At 63.9% G+C, this 20,078-nt stretch carries 17 protein-coding genes; 11 read left to right on the top strand and 6 right to left on the bottom strand.

Features of this window, described 5'->3' with window-relative positions; all coding sequences use genetic code 11:
- Window positions 1-49 precede the first annotated feature (49 nt).
- Complete coding sequence (locus tag AACH55_RS13650; RefSeq protein ID WP_338715086.1) at window positions 50-928, top strand: pirin family protein; 879 nt, start codon at window positions 50-52, stop codon at window positions 926-928.
- 160 nt (window positions 929-1,088) lie between these two features.
- On the opposite strand, the gene AACH55_RS13645 is transcribed toward AACH55_RS13650, so the two are convergent.
- Window positions 1,089-1,376: a hypothetical protein gene (locus AACH55_RS13645; RefSeq protein WP_338715085.1), complete on the bottom strand. Its 288-nt coding sequence runs from the start codon at window positions 1,374-1,376 to the stop codon at window positions 1,089-1,091.
- Window positions 1,377-1,598: 222 nt separating this feature from the next.
- On the opposite strand from AACH55_RS13645, the gene AACH55_RS13640 reads away from it, so the two are divergent.
- Together AACH55_RS13640 and AACH55_RS13635 are read left to right on the top strand one after the other, a co-directional pair.
- A complete protein-coding gene (locus AACH55_RS13640) occupies window positions 1,599-2,765 on the top strand; it encodes a class I SAM-dependent methyltransferase (protein WP_338715084.1) in 1,167 nt (388 codons plus the stop codon).
- 20 nt (window positions 2,766-2,785) lie between these two features.
- The gene (locus AACH55_RS13635; RefSeq protein WP_338715082.1) at window positions 2,786-3,220 is read left to right on the top strand and encodes a hypothetical protein; all 435 of its coding nucleotides are present in this window, start codon (window positions 2,786-2,788) and stop codon (window positions 3,218-3,220) included.
- 17 nt (window positions 3,221-3,237) lie between these two features.
- On the opposite strand, the gene AACH55_RS13630 is transcribed toward AACH55_RS13635, so the two are convergent.
- Together AACH55_RS13630 and AACH55_RS13625 are read right to left on the bottom strand one after the other, a co-directional pair.
- A complete protein-coding gene (locus AACH55_RS13630) occupies window positions 3,238-4,635 on the bottom strand; it encodes a sensor histidine kinase N-terminal domain-containing protein (RefSeq protein ID WP_338715081.1) in 1,398 nt (465 codons plus the stop codon).
- Window positions 4,635-5,348, bottom strand: coding sequence for a response regulator transcription factor (locus AACH55_RS13625; protein WP_338715079.1), 714 nt, complete (start codon window positions 5,346-5,348; stop codon window positions 4,635-4,637). Before AACH55_RS13625 ends, AACH55_RS13630 begins: the two co-directional genes overlap by 1 nt.
- A gap of 178 nt (window positions 5,349-5,526) precedes the next feature.
- On the opposite strand from AACH55_RS13625, the gene AACH55_RS13620 reads away from it, so the two are divergent.
- The 4 genes from AACH55_RS13620 to AACH55_RS13605 all read left to right on the top strand — a co-directional run bounded on the left by AACH55_RS13620 (window position 5,527) and on the right by AACH55_RS13605 (window position 9,067).
- A complete protein-coding gene (locus AACH55_RS13620) occupies window positions 5,527-6,318 on the top strand; it encodes an ABC transporter ATP-binding protein (RefSeq protein ID WP_338715077.1) in 792 nt (263 codons plus the stop codon).
- A 20-nt stretch (window positions 6,319-6,338) separates the two neighbouring features.
- Window positions 6,339-7,208: an ABC transporter permease gene (locus AACH55_RS13615; protein ID WP_338715076.1), complete on the top strand. Its 870-nt coding sequence runs from the start codon at window positions 6,339-6,341 to the stop codon at window positions 7,206-7,208.
- Between the two features lie 100 nt (window positions 7,209-7,308).
- A complete protein-coding gene (locus AACH55_RS13610) occupies window positions 7,309-8,325 on the top strand; it encodes an ABC transporter substrate-binding protein (RefSeq protein ID WP_338715074.1) in 1,017 nt (338 codons plus the stop codon).
- Window positions 8,326-8,626: 301 nt separating this feature from the next.
- Entirely contained in the window at window positions 8,627-9,067 is a 441-nt protein-coding gene (locus AACH55_RS13605; protein ID WP_338715072.1) for a YkgJ family cysteine cluster protein, read from the top strand.
- 4 nt (window positions 9,068-9,071) lie between these two features.
- Here the strand turns inward: AACH55_RS13605 and AACH55_RS13600 are convergent, their stop codons facing one another.
- Together AACH55_RS13600 and AACH55_RS13595 are read right to left on the bottom strand one after the other, a co-directional pair.
- Window positions 9,072-10,940, bottom strand: a complete 1,869-nt coding sequence (locus AACH55_RS13600; protein ID WP_338715071.1) for a peptide transporter — start codon at window positions 10,938-10,940, stop codon at window positions 9,072-9,074.
- A gap of 331 nt (window positions 10,941-11,271) precedes the next feature.
- Entirely contained in the window at window positions 11,272-12,276 is a 1,005-nt protein-coding gene (locus AACH55_RS13595; RefSeq protein ID WP_338715069.1) for a helix-turn-helix domain-containing protein, read from the bottom strand.
- A 200-nt stretch (window positions 12,277-12,476) separates the two neighbouring features.
- Here AACH55_RS13595 and eat point away from each other — a divergent pair, with 200 nt between their 5' ends.
- The 4 genes from eat to eutC are packed head-to-tail and all read left to right on the top strand — an operon-like array spanning window position 12,477 to window position 17,541.
- Window positions 12,477-13,859, top strand: coding sequence for an ethanolamine permease (gene eat, locus AACH55_RS13590; protein ID WP_338715068.1), 1,383 nt, complete (start codon window positions 12,477-12,479; stop codon window positions 13,857-13,859).
- 50 nt (window positions 13,860-13,909) lie between these two features.
- On the top strand, window positions 13,910-15,232 hold the full coding sequence (locus tag AACH55_RS13585; RefSeq protein WP_338715067.1) for an HAD family hydrolase: 1,323 nt from the start codon (window positions 13,910-13,912) through the stop codon (window positions 15,230-15,232).
- 36 nt (window positions 15,233-15,268) lie between these two features.
- Window positions 15,269-16,675 carry an ethanolamine ammonia-lyase subunit EutB gene (locus AACH55_RS13580; protein ID WP_338715066.1) on the top strand — a complete coding sequence of 469 codons (1,407 nt, stop codon included), beginning with the start codon at window positions 15,269-15,271 and terminating at the stop codon, window positions 16,673-16,675.
- Window positions 16,672-17,541: an ethanolamine ammonia-lyase subunit EutC gene (gene eutC / locus AACH55_RS13575; protein WP_338715064.1), complete on the top strand. Its 870-nt coding sequence runs from the start codon at window positions 16,672-16,674 to the stop codon at window positions 17,539-17,541. The genes AACH55_RS13580 and eutC overlap by 4 nt, the downstream gene beginning before the upstream one ends.
- A 264-nt stretch (window positions 17,542-17,805) precedes the next feature.
- On the opposite strand, the gene AACH55_RS13570 is transcribed toward eutC, so the two are convergent.
- Entirely contained in the window at window positions 17,806-20,034 is a 2,229-nt protein-coding gene (locus AACH55_RS13570; RefSeq protein ID WP_338715063.1) for an NADP-dependent isocitrate dehydrogenase, read from the bottom strand.
- Window positions 20,035-20,078 lie beyond the last annotated feature (44 nt).

The following is a 20,078-nucleotide window of genomic DNA, read 5'->3' as shown; positions in this document are numbered from 1 at the left end:
ACCCAGGCAGGTGGGCGCAGTAAAGTGCCCGCCGCCACAGGAGAGCAATATGAGCAATATTCTTCACCAGATCCACGGCCTCACGCGCGACATCGGTTTCCCGGTCCGGCGCCTGCTACCGGCGGCGGCTGCACGCACGGTCGGGCCCTTCGTCTTTTTCGATCATATGGGGCCGGTGGAATTCGATGCCGGCACCACTGAGGGCGACGTGCGCCCGCATCCGCACATCGGGCTGGCCACGGTCACTTACCTGTTTTCCGGCGCCATGATGCACCGTGACAGCCTGGGTGTGGTCCAGCGCATCACGCCGGGCGCGGTCAACTGGATGGCGGCCGGACGCGGCATCGTCCACTCCGAGCGCATTCCTGACGACATCCGCGCGCAGAAGGTACCGGTGCACGGACTGCAGATGTGGGTGGCGCTGCCGGCTGATCAGGAGGATGGCGACCCGCTGTTCCGCCACTACGCCTCGGACGACATGCCTGAAGCCCGGGTCGGCGGTGCCAGACTGCACGTGCTGGCCGGGTCCGCCTTCGGCGTGACCTCGCCCGTCGCTACTGCCAGCCCGACGCTGTATGTGGCCGGCAGTACGACCGAGGGGGCTGAACTGGAGATTGCCGCCGAGGTGCAGGAACGTGCGGTCTACGTGGTGCGCGGCGAGGTGACACTGGACGGTGAACGCATGGAGCCGGGCACGCTGGCCATTCTGGCGCCGGGTACCGCAGTGGCCCTGAAGGCGGTGGGGGAGACGGTCTTCATGATCCTGGGCGGGGCGCCGCTGGATGGTCCGCGCTTCGTCTGGTGGAATTTCGTCTCGACCTCGCGCGACAAGATCGAAGCTGCCAAGCAAGCCTGGAATGAGCGGGACAAGCAGGTCTTCCCGGATATCCCGGGCGAGACCGAATGGATTCCGTTGCCGGCGCATTGAGCTGTGCCATTGCGGATTGCAACGGAAACGCTGCCAAAGCAGACTTTTCGGTCGCAAGGACAGGCCGGTTGATCTGAACCGGACAAACGAAACCGCCTGCCGCATGTGTGCGGCAGGCGGTTTTTGTTGGGCGTGAGGTCCGCCCGATTTCGCGCTCAGTTCAGATCAGCCCGATGATCCGTCCCATCTCGGTGATGTACGGGCTATCCTTCAAGACCTGGTTTTCCAGGCTCTCGGCGGCGCGGCGCAGGGATTGCCAGGTGTCGCCGACATGGCCGGCATGCGGCTGCGGTTCGCTCAGGTGTTGCCGCAGGCGGGCGATGTCCTCGCGCAGCTGGTCGGCCTCGGTACTGCCGGCCGGCAGTTTCTGCAATTCCGCCTCGAACTGGCCGACCATCTCCAACAGGCGCTGGTGATCGAAAGCCGGGGTTTGCATGGGCTCGCTCATGGATTCTCCTTCGTTGATTGACCGGCTCCATCATAGGCGTATCGCCAACGGGCCGGCAAAAAAATACGCCGGGGTTTGCCCGGCATCAAGTTCTGCTGTTTGGTGCGATAGGGCAGGGGAAGTTCCGGCACCACTGCGCGGCGGGCCCGCTTTGTTCCTTTGTTACACTGGCGGCTGTTTTTTGCGCGGCGCTTCCTGCGCCGACCCTGCTGACCCCGATTCATGACCTCACACGACGACACTTCTCCTTTCATCACCTGGTCCTCCGGTACCAGCCCGCAGCGGCTGCGCTGGCACTCCGAGGCCGGCAACCCGCCGCCCAAGCGCGTCGTCGAGGCCGATGACCAGTTGCCCGCCGATAGCGCCTACAAGCTGGCCTGCGAGGGAACGGGCCTGCTCTGGCGCGGCGACTTCCAGAATGCGCGGCAACTGCTGCAGGCCCTGGGCCGCCGGGTCGACCGCGCCCGCGAACGCGCCCAGGCCAAGACCAAGCCGGCCGGGGCCGACAACCCGGCGCAAGCTTTTCATCATCATCGCCAGATGCAGGCCCAGCGCGCACGCATCCTGGGCATGCTGCTCATCCCCGTCGATCCCGGCTTCGTGGTGCCGTTGCGGCGCGCGCCGCAGGTGCAGGCCGCCTGCCGCGAAGCTTACGATGCGACGCTGGCAGGCGAGGCCTTCGCGGTCTCGCTGCGCGAGCTGCAAGGCTTGATCGGCGCGCATGAATGGCGCAAGAAGGGCGTCGAGATCGGCGCGCTGGGGGGGCGCATCCATCCTTGGTACGGCGTTTTCTCTCCCGTGCGGGGCGAATATGTGGACCTGGTGGCGCAAGTGCCGTTGCCCTCCACCGAGCTGGCCTTCGATATCGGCGTGGGCACTGGCGTGCTGTCCGCAGTGCTGGCCCAGCGCGGTGTACGCAAGATCGTCGCCACCGACATGGACCCGCGCGCCCTGGCGTGCGCGCGCGAGAACCTGCAAGGGCTGGGCGTGTTGGCCAAGGTCGAGTTGCAACAGGCGGACCTGTTCCCGCCGGGCCGCGCGCCGCTGATCGTCTGCAATCCGCCCTGGCTGCCGGCGCGCCCGAGTTCGCCCATCGAGCACGCGGTCTACGATCCTGACAGCCGCATGCTGCTGGGCTATCTCAAGGGCCTGGCCGACCACCTGACGCCGCAGGGCGAAGGCTGGCTCATCATGTCCGATTTCGCCGAGCACCTGGGTTTGCGTCCGGCTGCCATGCTGGCCGAGGCCATCGCCCAGGCCGGGTTGGAAGTGGTGGCGCGGCACGATATCAAACCGCGCCACGGCAAGGCCATCGATCGAGATGATCCTCTGCATGCGGCGCGCAGCAAGGAAACCACCAGCCTGTATCGCCTGCGCACGCGGGCCTGAACCACCGGGAGAGCGCGACCATGAAATCAATCCGCCTGTTGCCGCTGCTGTTGAGCACCCTGATCCTGCCGGCCACCGCCCAGGTCACCACGCGCGACCTGGGTGGGCACTATGGTCCGCAGCAGGCCGTCCCTGTCCCCGTGCCGGTCCCGGTGCCGGATGCGCTGAACCGCAACCCGCCCCTGAGCGAGCCCATCACCACCTCCGGCAACAGCTGCACCTGCCAGGTGGCCGAGACCAGCGGCAGCGCCTGCATGATCTTCCTGCGCACCAACGCGGCCGACTGGATCGCCCGCAATGCGCCGCAGACGGCGCTGCGCTCTTCGGCCAGCGGCCGCTACTACGACGCGCCTTTCAGCCTCGCGGCCAGCGCCTGTGCCGCACGCAAGGTGGCGCCGGGCAGCGTGAAGGTGCATTGGCTGGATCGCCGCAATGCGATCCTCGAATGGAAGTAGGGCGCTGATGCGGACGATCAGGCCGCTTCCTGCCAGGCCGGAAAGTCCAGCATGACCGAAAAATTTCCGTCGGGCAGATAGGCAAAGCGCATCTCCCCGGCATGCGCGCGCATCACCTCTTCCACGATGGACAGCCCCAGGCTGGCGCCCATGCGGTTCTCTCCACGTGGGGCGAAGGGCTTGCGCAATCGTTCCCAATCCTCGGCCGCGATCCCCGGGCCGTCATCGATGAAGCTGAGCCGGTGGCGCTTGCCATCGCTGTCCAGCCGCACGTGCAACAGGCCCGGCGCGCCGTATTGCAGGGCATTGTCGAGGATGTTCTTGATGGCCTCGCCCAGCGCGATGGCATCGCCCCGGATCAGGCAGGGCAGGGGTGGTACGTCCAGCGCCAGATCGTGCGGAGTGCGGGCGCGGTTGGAGAGCACTTCGGTCATCTGCGAGCGCACCAGTTCGCCCAGCTCGATGCGCTGCTGCAAGCGGCTGTCATTGCGATGCTGGACCATCGCATGGTTGATGAGCTGGTTGACCAGCGCCCCCAGGTTGCGCGTGCGTTCGCGCAGCAGCGCCAGGTGGCGCTGGCGTTTGTCTTCGCTGGTCTCGCTGGCCAGCAGTTCCATCTGGGCCACCAGGGCGGTGACGGGCGTGCGCAGCTGATGCGCGGCATCGCCGATGACACGGCGCATGGTGGCGCGATGTACCTCCAGCCGCTCCATGAAGGCATTGATGGCCGAGACCAGCGCATGGGTCTCGGCGGGCACGGTTAACGACAGCGGTGAAAGGTCGTTCAGGTCCCGTTCGCGGATGGCCGCCTCGATGCGCTTGAGCGGCGCCAGCGCCTGGTACAGGGTGAACATCGCTGCCAAAATCGTGAGAACGCTCATGGCCACGATCACGATCAGGGCCTTGCTGCCCAGGCTCTGTGCGAAGGACATGCGGGCATTGTTGGTCTGGGCCAGCACGATCACGGCCCAGGGATGGGGACCGTCGACCGGCATGCGGCGGCCGATGATGGCCATGCGTACCGGCGTGCCGAGATAGTCGCCGTCGCGCAGCAGCGGCCCTTGCTCGAGCGCATCCCAGGGAATCTCCGGCCGGAATTCGCCATCGCCCGCAATCACCCGCCCGCGCGGATCGAACACCACATAAATCGCATGATCGCCCGTGCCCAGCATGGACAGCGCCGCCAGCGGCACATCAACGTTGACCTCGCCATGGTCGTACCAGGTGTTCTCGGCGATCTGCAAGGCGCTGCCGGCCAGGATGCGGTCATAGGCCTGGCGCGCGGCCAGTTGGGTGGAAATCCAGATGGCGATCAGCAGCGCGGCGGCACTGACCAGCAGCACCGCGCCCACGCGCACCACCAGCCGCGTATAGAGCGAGCGCCCGACGACGATGTGCGGCGAACGGCCCAGCATCAGTGCAGTGCGCCGGCAGGGCTGGAGGCAGCCACGTCGCCGGCTGCCGGTGCGTGCAGCACCAGCTGGTAGCCCAGCCCGCGCAGGGTGCGGATCTCGAAGGCGGCGCCGGCCAGCTTCTTGCGCAGGCGCGCCACGTATTGCTCGACCGTATTGGCGTTGGGCGTGTCGTCGACCGTGAAGAGGCGGTCCATCAACTCATCCTTGTTGAAGATGCGTCCGGGCCGCGCGGCGATGATTTCCAGCAGCGTCACCTCGCGCCGCGTCAGTTCGATGGGCTGGCCATCCAGCGTGGCGCTGCGGCTCTTGCGGTCGATGCACAGGTTGGCGCATTGCAGCAGGTTGGTCGGTTCGCCGCCGCTACGGCGCAGCAGCACGCGGATGCGCGCTTCCAGCTCGCGGAAGTCGAAGGGCTTGACCAGGTAATCGTCCGCGCCCAGGTCCAGCGCACGCACTCTTTCCTCGATCTCGCCGCAGGCGGTCAGCATCAGGACAGGCGTATGCCGGCCGCGCGCACGGAGTTGTTCCAGCAAGGCGAAGCCGTCGGTTTGCGGCAGCATCACATCCAGGATCAGCAGGTCGAAGGCTTCGTCCAGGCGGCGCGCGGCCTGGCCGCCGTGGTTTTCCCATTCCACGGTATGGCCGGTGCGGGTGAGATGGGAAACGATGGCCTCGGCCACGTCGGCGGTGTCTTCGACCAGCAGGATGCGCATGGGGATCTCCAGTGTTTTGCGATGCCGCAGCTGTTGGCGCTGCTTGGGCAGGGCGCCATTGTATGCCTGAACTGTATCCGGACAACAAGATGTCAGGATTTAGTCAGATTGGTTACAGCTTGGCGGCCTAGCATCCGTTCCAGCATAAATAATTTTTATAAATCATTTGGAGACTTGCATGAGCGACCCTGCCCAAGGCGCGGCGATCCTCGACCCCGCCCGTCCGCTGCTGGAAATCGATCGCGTCACCCTGCAATACAAGACCACCGATTCGCTGGTCACGGCCACCCAGAACGTCAGTTTCAATGTCCATCCGGGCGACCGCTACATCCTGCTGGGCCCATCGGGCTGCGGCAAGTCCACGCTGTTGAAGGCCATCGGCGGCTACCTGCAGCCGACCTCGGGGGCGATCCGTCTCAAGGGCAGGGAAGTGCATGAACCCGGTCCGGACCGCATGATGGTGTTCCAGGAATTCGACCAGCTGCTGCCCTGGAAGACGGTGCGCCAGAACGTCGAATTCGCGCTGCACGCCAGCGGCCGCCTGCAAGGCCGTGCTGCCGCCGAACGTGCCGAGTACTACATCGGCAAGGTCGGCCTGGCCAAGTTCATCGACAGCTATCCGCACATGCTTTCCGGTGGCATGAAGCAGCGGGTTTCCATCGCCCGTGGCATGGCCATGGAGCCGGACGTGCTGCTCATGGATGAACCCTTCGCCGCCCTCGATGCGCTCACCCGCCGTAAGATGCAGGACGAGCTGCTGCGCCTGTGGGACGACACCCAGTTCACGGTGCTCTTCGTGACCCACTCGATTGAAGAAGCGATCCGCGTGGGCACCCGCATCCTGCTGCTCACGCCCCATCCCGGCCAGGTCCGCGCCGAACTCAACAGCATCGCTCCCGGCCAGCTGGGGACGGCCGCCCAGGCCGAGCTGGAAAGCCGCATCAACGACATGCTGTTCGCCCACCACTGAGCCGCGCAGGAGACTTCATCATGCAAACCAATCTGCCCTTCGTCCGCCCGGAAATCCTGGTGGACCCCAATCCTGATGCCACCGCCGAAGTCCAGCGCCCGCTGTCGACCTTTGAATCCCTCTATCGCCTGGGCTGGCTGCGCAAGACCGTGATCCTGCTGGTGCTGGCCCTGATCTGGGAAGTCTATGGCCGCTGGCTGGACAATGCCTTGCTCTTCCCCAGCTTCAGCGAGACGGTGCAAGCCTTCCTCTCCGGTATCGGCAGCGGCGTGCTGCTGCAGCGCGCGGCCGTGTCGATGCAGACGCTGCTGGTCGGTTATGGCCTGGGCATCCTGCTGGCCGGGCTGCTGACGACGGTGGCCATCAGCTCGCGCATCGGCAACGACCTGCTGGAGACGCTGACCTCCATGTTCAATCCGCTGCCGGCCATTGCGCTCTTGCCGCTGGCGCTGATCTGGTTCGGTCTGGGCACCGGCAGCATCATCTTCGTGCTGGTGCACTCGGTGCTGTGGGCGGTGGCGCTCAATACGCATGGCGGCTTCCGTGCGGTGTCCAACACGCTGCGCATGGTCGGCCAGAACTATGGATTGCGCCGCTTCTCGCTGGTGAAGTCTATCCTCATTCCCGCAGCCTTCCCGAGCATCCTCACGGGGCTGAAGGTGGGCTGGGCCTTCGCCTGGCGGACCCTGATCGCAGCCGAGCTGGTCTTTGGCGTGTCGTCGGGGGCGGGAGGCCTGGGCTGGTACATCTTCGAAAACCGCAACCAGCTGGAAACGGCCAATGTCTTCTCGGGCCTGTTCTTCGTGATCATCATCGGCCTGGTGGTGGAGAACCTGATCTTCGCCCAGATCGAGAAGCGCACCATCCGCCGCTGGGGCATGCAGCACTGAGCCGTGGGGCCTTGTCTGCATACAAGGTCCACGCGAACCATACATCACTATGCAACAACCCATACAAGACCGATAAACTGACGACCTTCAGGAGACAACAATGCAACGACGTACCTTTACCAGCCTGATGTTGGCCAGCGCCCTGGCGCTGTCCGGGGTATCCGGCACGGCACATGCCGAAGCCCAGGAAGTGCGGATCTCGCACGGCTATGGCCTGCTGTATTTGCCGCTGATGGTGATCCGCGACCAGAACCTGGTGGAGAAGCATGCCAAGGCCATGGGCCTGGGCGAGGTCAAGACCAAGTGGGTGCTGCTCGACGGCGGCAACGTCATCAATGACGCCATGCTGGCCGGCAATCTCGATATCGCCGGCACCGGTGCGCCGGGCTTCGTGACGCTGTGGTCCAAGGCGCACGGCATTCCGCGTTCGGAAGTGGTGGGGCTGGGTGCGCTGTCGACTTCGCCGCTCTGGCTCAATACCAACAACCCGAACGTCAAGTCGCTGAAGGACTTCACGCCCAAGGACAAGATCGCCATCCCGGGCATCAAGACCTCGCTGTCGGCGGTGCTGTTGCAGATGGCGGCGGCCAAGACCTTCGGCATCGAGAACTATGCCAAGCTGGACCCGCTGACGGTGAGTCTGTCGCATCCGGAAGCGATGGCCTCGCTGGTCTCGGGCAAGACCGAGATCACTGCCCACTTCACCTCGCCGCCGTTCTCCTACCAGGAAGCCAAGGCGCCCGGCATCACCCGCGTGCTGAACTCCACCGACGTGCTGGGCCACATCACCATCGATGTGGTGTTCGCCCTGAAGTCCTTTACCGACAAGAATCCCAGGCTGACCCAGGCCTTCATGGCCGCGCAGGAAGAGGCCAATGCCTACATCGCCAAGAACCGCAAGGGTGCGGCCGAGATTTTCCTGCGCGTGTCCAAGCTGAAGCTGCCGCAGGAAGAAGTGGAACAGATGCTGGCCGATCCCGGCACCGAGTTCACCACCACGCCGGTGGACATCATGCAGTACGTGGTCTTCATGAGCAAAGCCGGTACCATCAAGACCAAGCCGGCGGTGTGGCATGACATGTTCGTGCCGGTGTTCAAGGAGCGCAAGGGGAGCTGAACAGGCTTCGGTATGTCTGGTCTGCCTAACGGGATTGTTTTATCGCTTGCGCCTTCTCTTGGGAGGGCGGTGGCGTCCAGAATTCGATGGCACCTGCAGGCAGAGGCAAACAAGGATTGATGCACGGGACTAAAAGTTGTGCGACGACATCTTCCCGGGTCAAACCTCAGGTGTCGGTCAAGCCGGGATCGCTCATTGGCGCAAGTGCGAAAGATGGACCCGTTGCGATCTTTCACCTGAAAACGGGATAATGGACGGCAGTGATTTTCGTATCAATGATGATTTCTGTCTTCGGTTTTACATGTCTGCAAACACCGCCCTCCACTGGATCATCGATGAAGACCGCCTCTTCACCGACATGGCCGACTCCCCCGACAATCCTTGCACTTCCTGCGGAGGCTGCTGTGCGCACTTCCGCGTGTCCTTCTATTGCGGTGAGCTTAGCGATGGACTGGGCGGCATGGTGCCGGTAGAACTGACCAGCAAGATCAATGACACGCTGGCCTGCATGAAGGGCACGGAAAAAGGCCATGGCCGCTGCATCGCGCTGGTCGGCGAACTCGGCCGGCCGGGCGTGGGATGCAGCATCTACGCCCAGCGGCCCAGTCCCTGCCGCGAATTTTCTCCCTGGCAGGCCGATGGTCAGCCCAATCCCGCATGCCAGCAACGGCGTGAGGCCCTCGGCCTGCCAGTGCTGACCGCATTGCCGCCCGAACAGGCGGCCCCCGTCCTGCCTGCCTGACTCCTCAGTGCGCGGGCGGCTCCTTGCAGAGTGCCACCAGCGCATCCCCCAGCGATTCCGGACGGCCTTCAAACAGCGGCTGCATCGCCTGCGGATCAGCCAGCAAGGCATAGAGCGCACTGCGTTCGGCATAATCGGTGGCCAGGCGAACGGCGGCCAGGATGTAGTCGTCCAGGGTGGCGGCGATGGTCCAGTCCGGCAGGCCGACGCGGCGGAACAGCCCTTCATCGATGTGCTCGAAGACTTCCGGGCCGGTCTTGCAGATGCCCGGCAAGCCCACGGTGAAGGCATCGATGATGCCGTTGGTATTGCCGAAGGGCAGCGGCGACAGGAACATGTCGCACTGGTTGAAGATCGACAGGTACTGCTGGTAGGGCTGGTGCGGATAGACCTGCGCCGTGGGCAGGTAACGCAGGATCAGCCGCTGCAGTTGCGGATAGAGCAGCCCCTGCGCCTGGCCCACCAGGAAGTGCAGGCGCACCTGGCGCGCCCGGCCCTCGGGCACCTGAGCTGCCAATTCCACGATGCGCTGGCACGCCATCAGGAAGCGCGGATTGAGTTTCATGGTGGTGGCCGCAATGGCCACGTTCACCACTGCCTGGTCGCGCCGCTCCAGGCGCGGCACGGCGAAGGGAATGGCGGTGGGGCGATAAGGCTGGCCATCGGCGGGCAGGCGCAGCAAGGGTTCGCTGAAGCAGGCGGGGTCGCCGACGAAATCCTCCTCCACGCTGATGTAGTCGATGCGCGGCGAATGCGTGGTGGCCGGGTGGCCCAGCGCCGCCACCTGCAAGGGCGCCACGCGCAGGTTGGCGGCGAACATGGTGATGGGGAACATGCCCACGCTGGGCATGTAGAACACGCGCGGCCGGCGTGCCTGTGCAATCTCGCGCACACTGCGCAGGCTGGTCATCAGTTCGCCCGGCTGTTCCAGCGTGATGAATTCATCGAAGACCGCCCGGCCCAGTTCATCCGTATTGGCGGCATAGCCCAGGGCGACCACGTGGAAATGGCGGCGCGCCGCTTCCAGCGTCTTGGAGTGGGTGCGATAGATCGAATGGCCACCCGAAAACCATTCCAGCAGCACCAGCATCACCGGCTTGCCATTCACACGTGCCTCACCCGCATGCGTGAGATCATGCAGCCCCTCGGCGTGAAGCTTCTTGACCAGCAACTGGTTGATGGCTGCCTTGATGCGGTGGCGCTGCGGCAGGTCGGCGTAACTGCAATGCATGTAGACGTCGTGCAGCACGCCCACCGGCAAGCCCTCCAGCGACTCCAGTTCATGCAGCCGGTCTGGCAGCCATTGCAGCAGTGCCTCACGCTTGCCGTGCGCGGCCGGCGTGCCGAGAAAGCGCGGCGACATCAGTGCCAAGAACAGTGCCGCGGCCAGCGGTTTGTTCTGCGCCCAGAGTGCTTCCACATCGAGCGGCAATTCGGATTCGGGCGAATAGAGCAGGCAGAATTTCACCAGGTCCAACGGCTTGACCTCGAACACCTCCGATTGCGGACCGCCAAAATTGAGCGAGCGCAGGATGTGATCGGCGTTGATGAAATGGCTGGCACCGAAGAGTGCCGCCAGCCAGCGCTGGAAGTGGATGAGCTGGCCAAAGCCGCTGGGGCTGAGATGAAAGCTCGGGTCCGACAGCAAGGCCGAGATGGCGCTGGTGAGGCGGGTCAGCATGTGCTGTTCCAGCTCGGCCTGGGTCACGGCCGCAGAGACCTGCAGCGAAAACCTGCCGGCCAGCTGGCCATACTGGCGGTCGATCAGCTGCAGCAGCCGCACCAGTTCGCGTGCGGCCGGTTCCTGCTGGCGGGCGTAGCAGAGGTACTCGAATTTTTCCAGAGAGAAAATGTCGTCTTGGCTGGCCGTCATCGCGGGTTCTCATTCGCTCGCAAAGCGGACATTGTGCCGTCTCTACGGCATCGCCGCCAGTGCTTCAGTGCTGGGCCGAACGGGCTTGCGATGGCGGGAAGCTGGCCCAGCTCGGCATTGGCGTAGACGGCCAGGGTGTAGGGAGTGGGGCCGCCGTGGAGAACGCCTGGCGTGGCGGCGGAGAGGCGGCCTGGGCCATCAGGACAGGTAGAGACAACGCGGCAGCGAGCAGCAGGGCGGATAAACTTGCCATATGTTCAGGTGTAGGCTCGCATGCACATGCATACATACAGAATATGCCGGGCCGGCGTGCGGACAGCGCCCGCCTGGCTCAGTGCCGGGTGCGAGCCTGCAGCATGGCCGAGGGCGTTTGCCCGAACAGTTTCTTGTAGTCGCAAGAAAACTGGCTGAAATTGGCGAAGCCCCAGGCTGCCGCGATGTCGCCGATGCTGCCCACGGCCTGGCTGCCATCGCCCTGGCACAGTGCCCGGCGCACGCCGTTCAGGCGCAGCGAACGCAGGTAATGCATGGGGCTCATGCCCAGCACATCTTCGAAGCAGTATTGCAGCGTGCGGCGGCTTACGTGGACCGCTTCGCACAGCATCGGCACGGTCACCGGACTATCCTGATGGGCCATGGCGAACTCGCGGGCATCGTTGACGATGCGGCGCCGGCGCAGGAAGCTCGCGCCCGCTTCGGCCTCGATCTCGCCCTCATCGAGCATGGCCAGCAGCGCAACCAGCACGGCTTCCTGGCGCAGTTGCAGCGCGGCATGGGCCTGCGCACCGCTGGCCTGGGCGGCCAGTGTGAGGAGGCTATGGATGTGCTGGCGGCAGTCCTGCAGACCCTGATGGTCCACCTTCAGCAGTTCGGCCTGGCCCAGGCGGCGCCAGTCGGGCTGGCAACCCAGCCGCGTGGCGCTGGCCTGCAAGGCATCGCGCTGGACCACGATGCCGTAGATCTCATGCGCATCGGGCGTCACCAGTTCGAATTCGCAGGCGCCCGGCCGCGTCATCACCACATCCTCGCCCACCTGGCGGCCATTGATGCGCATGCCGCTGGTACGTACCTCGATGCCGAACCAGTAGGCGTGCGGCCATACCTGACAGGATTGCCGCACGGCACGGCTGCTGGCCTCGCGGAAGATCTGCAGGCCGCTGCTCTGCCACTCCTGCAGCACGCCTTCGAAGCTGCCGCAGGTGATCTGGTTGTAGCGCTGTTCCCAGTCGGTGAGGTTGTGGGCATGCTCATCCACGTCGCGCGCAACGGCGGTGCGCAATGCGCGGTGCTTGTGCGTGGCAGCTGTGTCAGCCTGGGACAGGAAAACAGAAGACATGGGACGACTCCTTGAACGACCGGCGACCGGTAAGCCGCGCAGGTTTGCCGAATTTCGATAACGCCGCCCGATATGCGGTTGCTATATTGCTTGGCGAGGGCAGCGCATTGACGTCCATCAAGCAAGCGCCATGCCCGCAAGCCAAACAACAATGGCCGCCATGCTGCGGCTACACCCTCTCGCGCCAACAGGAGAATTCAATGAATGCAAGCTCTTCAGGGCAAGGTCATACGCTCAAGCCCGTCCTGTCTACCCTGCAGCTCTGGGCCATTGCGGTCGGGCTGGTGATTTCCGGCGAATACTTCGGCTGGAGCTATGGCTGGGCCAGCGCGGGCACGCTCGGCTTTACGGTGACGGCGCTGTTCATCGCAGCCATGTATGCCACCTTCATCTTCAGCTTTACCGAGCTGACCACCTCCATTCCCCATGCAGGCGGGCCGTTTGCCTACAGCAAGCGCGCTTTCGGGCCGGTCGGCGGTTACCTGGCAGGGGCGGCGACGCTGATCGAATTCGTCTTCGCACCACCGGCCATCGCGCTGGCCATCGGGGCTTATCTCAATGTGCAGTTCCCCAATATCGATCCCAAACTGGCGGCGCTGGGAGCCTACCTCGTCTTCATGACGCTCAATATCGTCGGGGTGCAGATCGCGGCCACCTTTGAACTCTTCGTGACCCTGCTGGCGATCTTCGAGTTGCTGGTCTTCATGGGCGTGGTGGCGCCGGGTTTTTCGCTGGCCAATTTCACCAAGGGCGGATGGGCCGGCAGCGATGGCTTCAGCCTGGCGGCGGTGCCGGGCATGTTCGCGGCGATTCCGTTTGCGATCTGGTTCTTCCTGGCCATCGAAGGCGTGGCCATGGCGGCTGAAGAGGCCAAGGACCCCAGGCGTTCCATTCCGATTGCCTACATCACCGGGATTCTGACCCTGGTGGTGCTGGCCGTTGGCGTGATGCTCTTCGCCGGTGGCGTGGGTGACTGGACCAAGCTGGCTAACATCAACGATCCGCTGCCGCAGGCCATGAAGCTGATCGTCGGCGGCAACAGCAACTGGCTGCACATGCTGGTCTGGCTGGGCCTGTTCGGGCTGGTGGCTTCCTTCCACGGCATCATCCTGGGCTACTCGCGCCAGATCTTTGCGCTGGCCCGCGAGGCTTATCTGCCGGCGTATTTCGCCCGTGTTCATCCGCGCTTCAAGACCCCGCACCGGGCCATCCTGGCCGGTGGCGTGGTGGGTATCGCCGCCATCTACAGCGATGAACTGATCACCATCGGCGGCCAGACGCTGACTGCCAACATCGTCACCATGTCGGTGTTCGGCGCGATCCTGATGTACATCCTCTCGATGCTGTCGCTGTTCCGTCTGCGTCGCGCCGAAGCCGGGCTGGAGCGGCCTTTCCGGGCGCCGCTGTATCCCTACTTCCCGGCCTTTGCGCTCTTCGGTGCGCTGGTCTGCATGGCCACCATGATCTACTACAACCCGCTGATCTTCGGCATCTTCGTGGCCTTGCTGGCGCTGGGCTATGCCTGGTTCCTGGCGACGGCGCGGCAGCGTGCCGAGGGTGCGGCGGCGGTCGCTGAATTCTGAACGATATAAATCGTATAAATCTTTTATCCCGATATTTCGATAAGGCCATCATGAACAACAAACACAAACCGACGACCGTATCCGCTACGCCCGTGTTGAAGCGCCGGGGCTTCCTGGGCGGCCTGCTGGCCGCTGCTGCCGGCGGCGCGCTGGGCGCCGTTGCCACCCCCGGCCAGGCGGCCGCACGTGCCGAGGTGGCGCTGGACCACGCCAAGTGGGCCGCGCGCAATCATGATCTGGTGGCGCAGATGATTGCCGATCATGGCAAGCTGGCAGCGGGCTACCAGAGCGGCAAGCGTCCCTATGCCGTGTTTGACTGGGATAACACCAGCATCATGAATGACTGTGAAGAAGCACTCTTCATGTACCAGATCAATACGCTGTCCTTCAAGCTGACGCCGCCCGAATTCGCCGCCATCACGCGCCAGAACGTGCCGCCGGGGCCTTTCAGCAAGGACTTCAAGAATGCGGCCGGCAACATCGTCGACCTGGAGGCGATCTGTGCCGACCTCGATGCCGATTACGCCTTTCTCTACGCCAGCTACAAGGGCATGGCCGGCAGCAAGAGCCTCGAGGAAGTGACGGCCACGCCGGAGTTCCAGGACTTCCGCGCCAAGCTCTACTATCTCTATGAGGCCGTCAACGATACCCATGGCGTGGCCGTCGGTTATCCCTGGGTGATCTACTTCTTCGCCAACATGAGCGTGGCCGAGGTGAGTGCGCTGGCCGAAGCCTCCAATGATGCTGCGCTGGGTGCGGCGCTGACCAAGGTCAAGTACACCAGCCCGGCCGACCGCGCGGGCAGGGCGGGCGTGGTGAGCGTATCGCACTTCCATGGCATCCGCCTGTGCACTGAAATCGCCACCCTCATGGACGCCCTGCGCCGCAACGGTATCGACGTCTATGTCTGTACCGCCTCGCTGGAGGATGTGGTGGCGGTCTTTGCCACGCATCCCAAGTATGGCTACGGCGTGAGCCGCGAGAACGTCATCGGCCTGCGTCTGGAACGCAATGGCCAGGTGTTCCGCAATGCCTATCTCAAGGATTGGCCATTGACCTGGGGACCGGGCAAGACGGTCGCCATCAGGCAGGTGCTGGTGAAGCAGAAGGGCTATGGGCCCTTGTTCGTGGCAGGCGACAGCGATGGCGACTACGATATGCTGCGTGATTTCCCCGAGACCCGCTACGGGCTGATCGTCAACCGCATGAAGAACGGCAAGATCGGCGAATTGTCCAAGCTCGCGGCCGAGCAGATCAGTGCGGCCACGCCGCGTTTCCTGCTGCAGGGACGCCAGGAGTCGACCGGCAACTGGCTGCCGGCGGAAACCAGCATCAAGTATGGCAAGACGGCACCGCAACTGCTGACCAGCTGATCGGCAAGGCGGCGGTGAATCAGGAGGAGCATCATCATGGCCGAACAGCGTTTCCGGCACAGCGTGGGTAGCGCCAGCTACGTGTTTCGTGATCTCAAGGAGTTGATGGCAAAGGCCAGTCCGGCGCGTTCCGGTGATCTGCTGGCCGGTGTCGCAGCGGGCAGCGCAGAGGAGCGCGCCATTGCGCAGATGGCACTGGCCGGGCTGCCGCTGAAGACGTTTCTGGAAGAGCCCCTGATCCCTTATGAAGAGGATGAGGTCACCCGCCTCATCCTCGACAGCCATGACCGCGCCGCGTTTGCGCGCATTGCACACCTGACCGTGGGCGATTTCCGCAACTGGCTGCTGGCCGATGACACGGACAGCGCCGTGCTGGCGGCCCTCGCGCCGGGTATCACGCCTGAGATGGCTGCTGCCGTGTGCAAGATCATGCGCAATCAGGATCTGATTCTGGTGGCCAAGAAGTGCCGCGTGGTCACGGCGTTTCGCAACACCATCGGGCTGCCGGGACGACTGTCCACCCGCCTGCAGCCCAATCATCCCACCGATGACGCCAGCGGCATCGCGGCCAGCATGCTCGATGGCTTGTTGTATGGCAACGGTGATGCGGTCATCGGCATCAATCCCGCTACCGACAATGTGCCGCAGGTGGTGAAGCTGGTCGGCATGATGGCCGATGTGATCGCGCGCTACGAAATTCCTACGCAATCCTGCGTGCTGACCCACGTCACCAACACGATTGCGGCCATCGAGCGCGGCGCGCCGGTGGACCTGGTGTTCCAGTCCATTGCCGGGACCGAGGCGGCCAATCGCGGCTTTGGCATCAACCTCGCCATGCTCGGCGAGGCGCGTGAGGCCGCGCTGTCGCTCAAGCGCGGCACCGTGGGCGACAACGTGATGTATTTCGAAACCGGGCAGGGCAGCGCGCTGTCGGCCAATGCGCATCACGGCATCGACCAGCAGACCTGCGAGGCGCGCGCCTACGCGGTGGCGCGGGCCTTCAGGCCCCTGCTGGTCAATACCGTGGTCGGCTTCATCGGACCGGAATATCTCTACGACGGCAAGCAGATCATCCGCGCCGGACTGGAAGATCATTTCTGCGCCAAGCTGCTGGGCCTGCCCATGGGCTGCGACGTCTGCTACACCAACCACGCCGAGGCGGACCAGAACGACATGGATGTGCTGCTGACCTTGCTGGGCGTGGCCGGCTGTACCTTCGTCATGGGCATCCCCGGTTCGGATGACATCATGTTGAATTACCAGACCACTTCCTTCCACGATGCCCTGTATGCAAGGCGGGTACTGGGTTCGCGGCCGGCACCGGAATTCGAGGCCTGGCTGCACCGGATGCAGATCTTCAACCAGCCCGGCGAGGGTGAGGCATTTCGCCTGCACGCCGATATGCCGCCCGGTTTTCGTGACACCTTGCTGCGGCTGCAATGACCATGGACGACCACGACATGTCACCGCAAGGTGCAAAAAACGTCAGCCCCGGTGCAGAAAACGTCACGGCCAATCCGTGGGAGGCACTGCGCCGGTTTACCGCCGCGCGCATCGCGTTGGGACGGAGCGGCGTGAGCCTGCCGACCGCGCCACAACTGGCTTTCCAGCTGGCGCACGCGCAGGCGCGCGATGCCGTGCATCTGCCGTTAGATGTGGCTGCGCTCAAGGATCAGTTGCAGGAGCAGGGCATCTGCCCGGCGCAAGAGGTACTGGATGTGCAGAGTGCCGCAGCGGATCGGCTGGTCTACCTGCAGCGGCCGGACTTCGGGCGCAGGCTGTCGGAAAAATCGCGCCAGCAACTGCTTGACCGTTTCGGCACCGCGCCGCAACGGCGCTTCGATGTGGGCTTCGTGATCGCCGATGGATTGTCGGCCCTGGCCATCGTGCGCAATGCTGCGCCATTCCTGGCCGAGGTGATGCGGCGGATTGCGCCCGAGGGATGGTCGATGGCACCGCCGGTGATCGTGCAGCAGGGGCGGGTGGCGGTGGCCGATGAGATCGGCGAGCTGATGGGCGTAAAGCTGGTCGTGATCCTCATCGGCGAGCGGCCGGGACTGAGTTCGCCCGACAGCATGGGACTCTATCTGACCTGGATGCCTTCACGCGGGCTGACCGACGCCAGCCGCAATTGCATCTCCAATGTGCGGCCGGAAGGTTTGCCTTACCCGGAGGCAGCCTACAAGCTGCATTACCTGATGGCGCAGGCGCACCAGCGCGCGCTGTCCGGCGTGGCCTTGAAGGATGAGACGGCCAGCGAGGGGGAGGAACTTGATGTGCGGCGCAACTTTTTGCTCGGGGATGCTTGAAGGGTGAGATGGCACATTGCAGCACGATGATGCCCCACTCACCGTTCGTCCTGAGTAGCGGCCATGCCGCGTATCGAAGGCGCGCCGTCCTTGCTCCTTCGATACGCCGCACGCGTCCGACTACTCAGTCCGAACGGTAGAGCGCATCCGCCGGCCTCATCCACCTGATGCCCGTAAAACGGAAAGGCCGCGAATTTTCATTCGCGGCCTTGGCTTTTTTGCGCGGGAGGGTGATGCATTCACCCTCCCTCAGGCAGCAACGCCTTACAGCGTTTCCAGCGCCTGGTTCAGCGTGGCGCTCGGACGCATCACGGCGAAGGTCTTGGCGCGGTCCGGCATGTAGTAGCCGCCGATATCGACTTCCTTGCCCTGCACCGAGTTCAGCTCTTCGACGATCTTCTGCTCGTTCTCAGCCAGTGCCTTGGCCAGCGGCGCGAACTGCTTGGCCAGTTCGGCGTCGTCCTTCTGCGCGGCCAGTTCCTGTGCCCAGTACAGGGCCAGATAGAAGTGGCTGCCACGGTTGTCCAGCTCACCGGTCTTGGGCGAGGGCGACTTGTTGTTGTCCAGCAGCTTGCCGGTGGCAGCATCCAGAGTCTTGGCGAGGATCTTGGCACGGGCGTTGCCGGTCTTGATACCCACGTCTTCGATGGACACGGCCAGGGCCAGGAACTCGCCCAGCGAATCCCAGCGCAGGTGGTTTTCACTGACCAGCTGTTGCACGTGCTTGGGCGCGGAGCCACCGGCACCGGTTTCGAACATGCCGCCACCGGCCATCAGCGGGACGATCGACAGCATCTTGGCCGAGGTGCCCAGTTCCATGATGGGGAACAGGTCGGTCAGGTAGTCGCGCAGGATGTTGCCGGTCACGGAGATGGTGTCCAGGCCACGGATGACGCGTTCCAGGGTGTAACGCATTGCGCGCACTTGCGACATGATCTGGATGTCGGCACCGGTCAGGTCGTGATCCTTCAGGTAGGTGTTGACCTTCTTGATCAGTTCGGCTTCGTGCGGACGGTACGGGTCCAGCCAGAACACGGCCGGCATGCCGGACAGGCGGGCGCGGGTCACGGCCAGCTTCACCCAGTCACGCACGGCGGCGTCCTTGACCTGGCACATGCGCCAGATGTCGCCTTCTTCGACGTTCTGCTCCAGCAGCACCTGGCCATCCAGGGTGACGATGCGCGCCACGCCGGCTTGGGCGATTTCGAAGGTCTTGTCGTGCGAACCGTATTCCTCGGCCTTCTGGGCCATCAGGCCGACGTTGGGCACGGTGCCCATGGTGGTCGGGTCGAAGGCACCGTTGGTCTTGCAGAAGTTGATCATCTCCTGATAGATGCGGGCGAAGGTCGATTCCGGCAGCAGGGCCTTGGTGTCTTCGGTCTTGCCGGCGGCGTTCCACATCTTGCCGCCAGCGCGGATCATGGCCGGCATGGAGGCGTCGACGATCACGTCGTTGGGGGCGTGCAGGTTGGTGATGCCCTTGGCGGAATCCACCATGGCCAGGCGCGGGCGCTTGGCTTCATCAGCCTTCAGGTCGGCCAGCACTTCTGCCTTCTTGTCTTCGGGCAGGGTGTTGATCTTTTCGTAGACGGCGGACATGCCGTTGTTGGGGTTCACGCCGATCTCGGCGAACAGCTTGGCATGCTTGGTGAAGGTGTCCTTGTAGTAGGTGCGCACGGCGTGGCCGAAGACGATGGGGTGCGAGACCTTCATCATGGTGGCCTTGACGTGCACCGACAACAGCAGGTCGGTCTCGAAGGCATCCTGCATCTGCTCTTCGTAGTAGGCGCAGAGGGCCTTCTTGCTCATGAACATGCTGTCGATAATTTCGCCGGCCTGCAGCGAGATCTTCGGCTTCAGGACGATGGTTTCACCGGACTTGGTGACCAGATCCATCTTGACGTCCACGGCCTTGTCCAGTGTCAGGCTCTTTTCGCCAGCGTAGAAGTCGCCGCCGTGCATATGCGCCACGTGGGTGCGCGAAGCCATGGACCACTTGGCCATCGAGTGCGGGTGCTTGCGGGCGTAGTTCTTGACGGCGTTGGGCGCGCGGCGGTCCGAGTTGCCTTCGCGCAGGACCGGGTTCACGGCGCTGCCGGTGACCTTGGCGTAGCGCTTTTGCAGGGCCTTCTCTTCTTCGGTGGTCGGATTTTCCGGATAGTCGGGCAGCTTGTAGCCGCGTGCCTGCAGTTCGCGGATGGCCGCTTGCAGTTGCAGGATCGAAGCGCTGATGTTGGGCAGCTTGATGATGTTGGCTTCCGGGCTCTGGGTCAGGGCGCCCAGTGCGGCCAGGTTGTCGGGGACTTTCTGCTCATCGGTGAGGTACTCCGGGAATTCAGCCAGGATACGCGCAGCCACCGAGATATCGCTTTCCACGACGTCGATGCCAGCGGCGGCGGTGAACTTCTTGACGATGGGCAAGAGCGAGTGGGTCGCCAGATAGGGTGCCTCGTCGGTCAGCGTATAGATGATGGTCGGGTTGCCAGTAGTCACGATGATGTCCTTGCGTTGGTGTGTTGATGTGCTTTGGTGCGATC

Origin of the sequence: Herbaspirillum sp. DW155 (assembly GCF_037076565.1) — a bacterium.
Taxonomy (GTDB): Bacteria; Pseudomonadota; Gammaproteobacteria; order Burkholderiales; family Burkholderiaceae_D; genus Herbaspirillum.
Note: the sequence above shows the minus strand (reverse complement) of the source record. Positions and strands in the feature narration are given on the sequence as shown.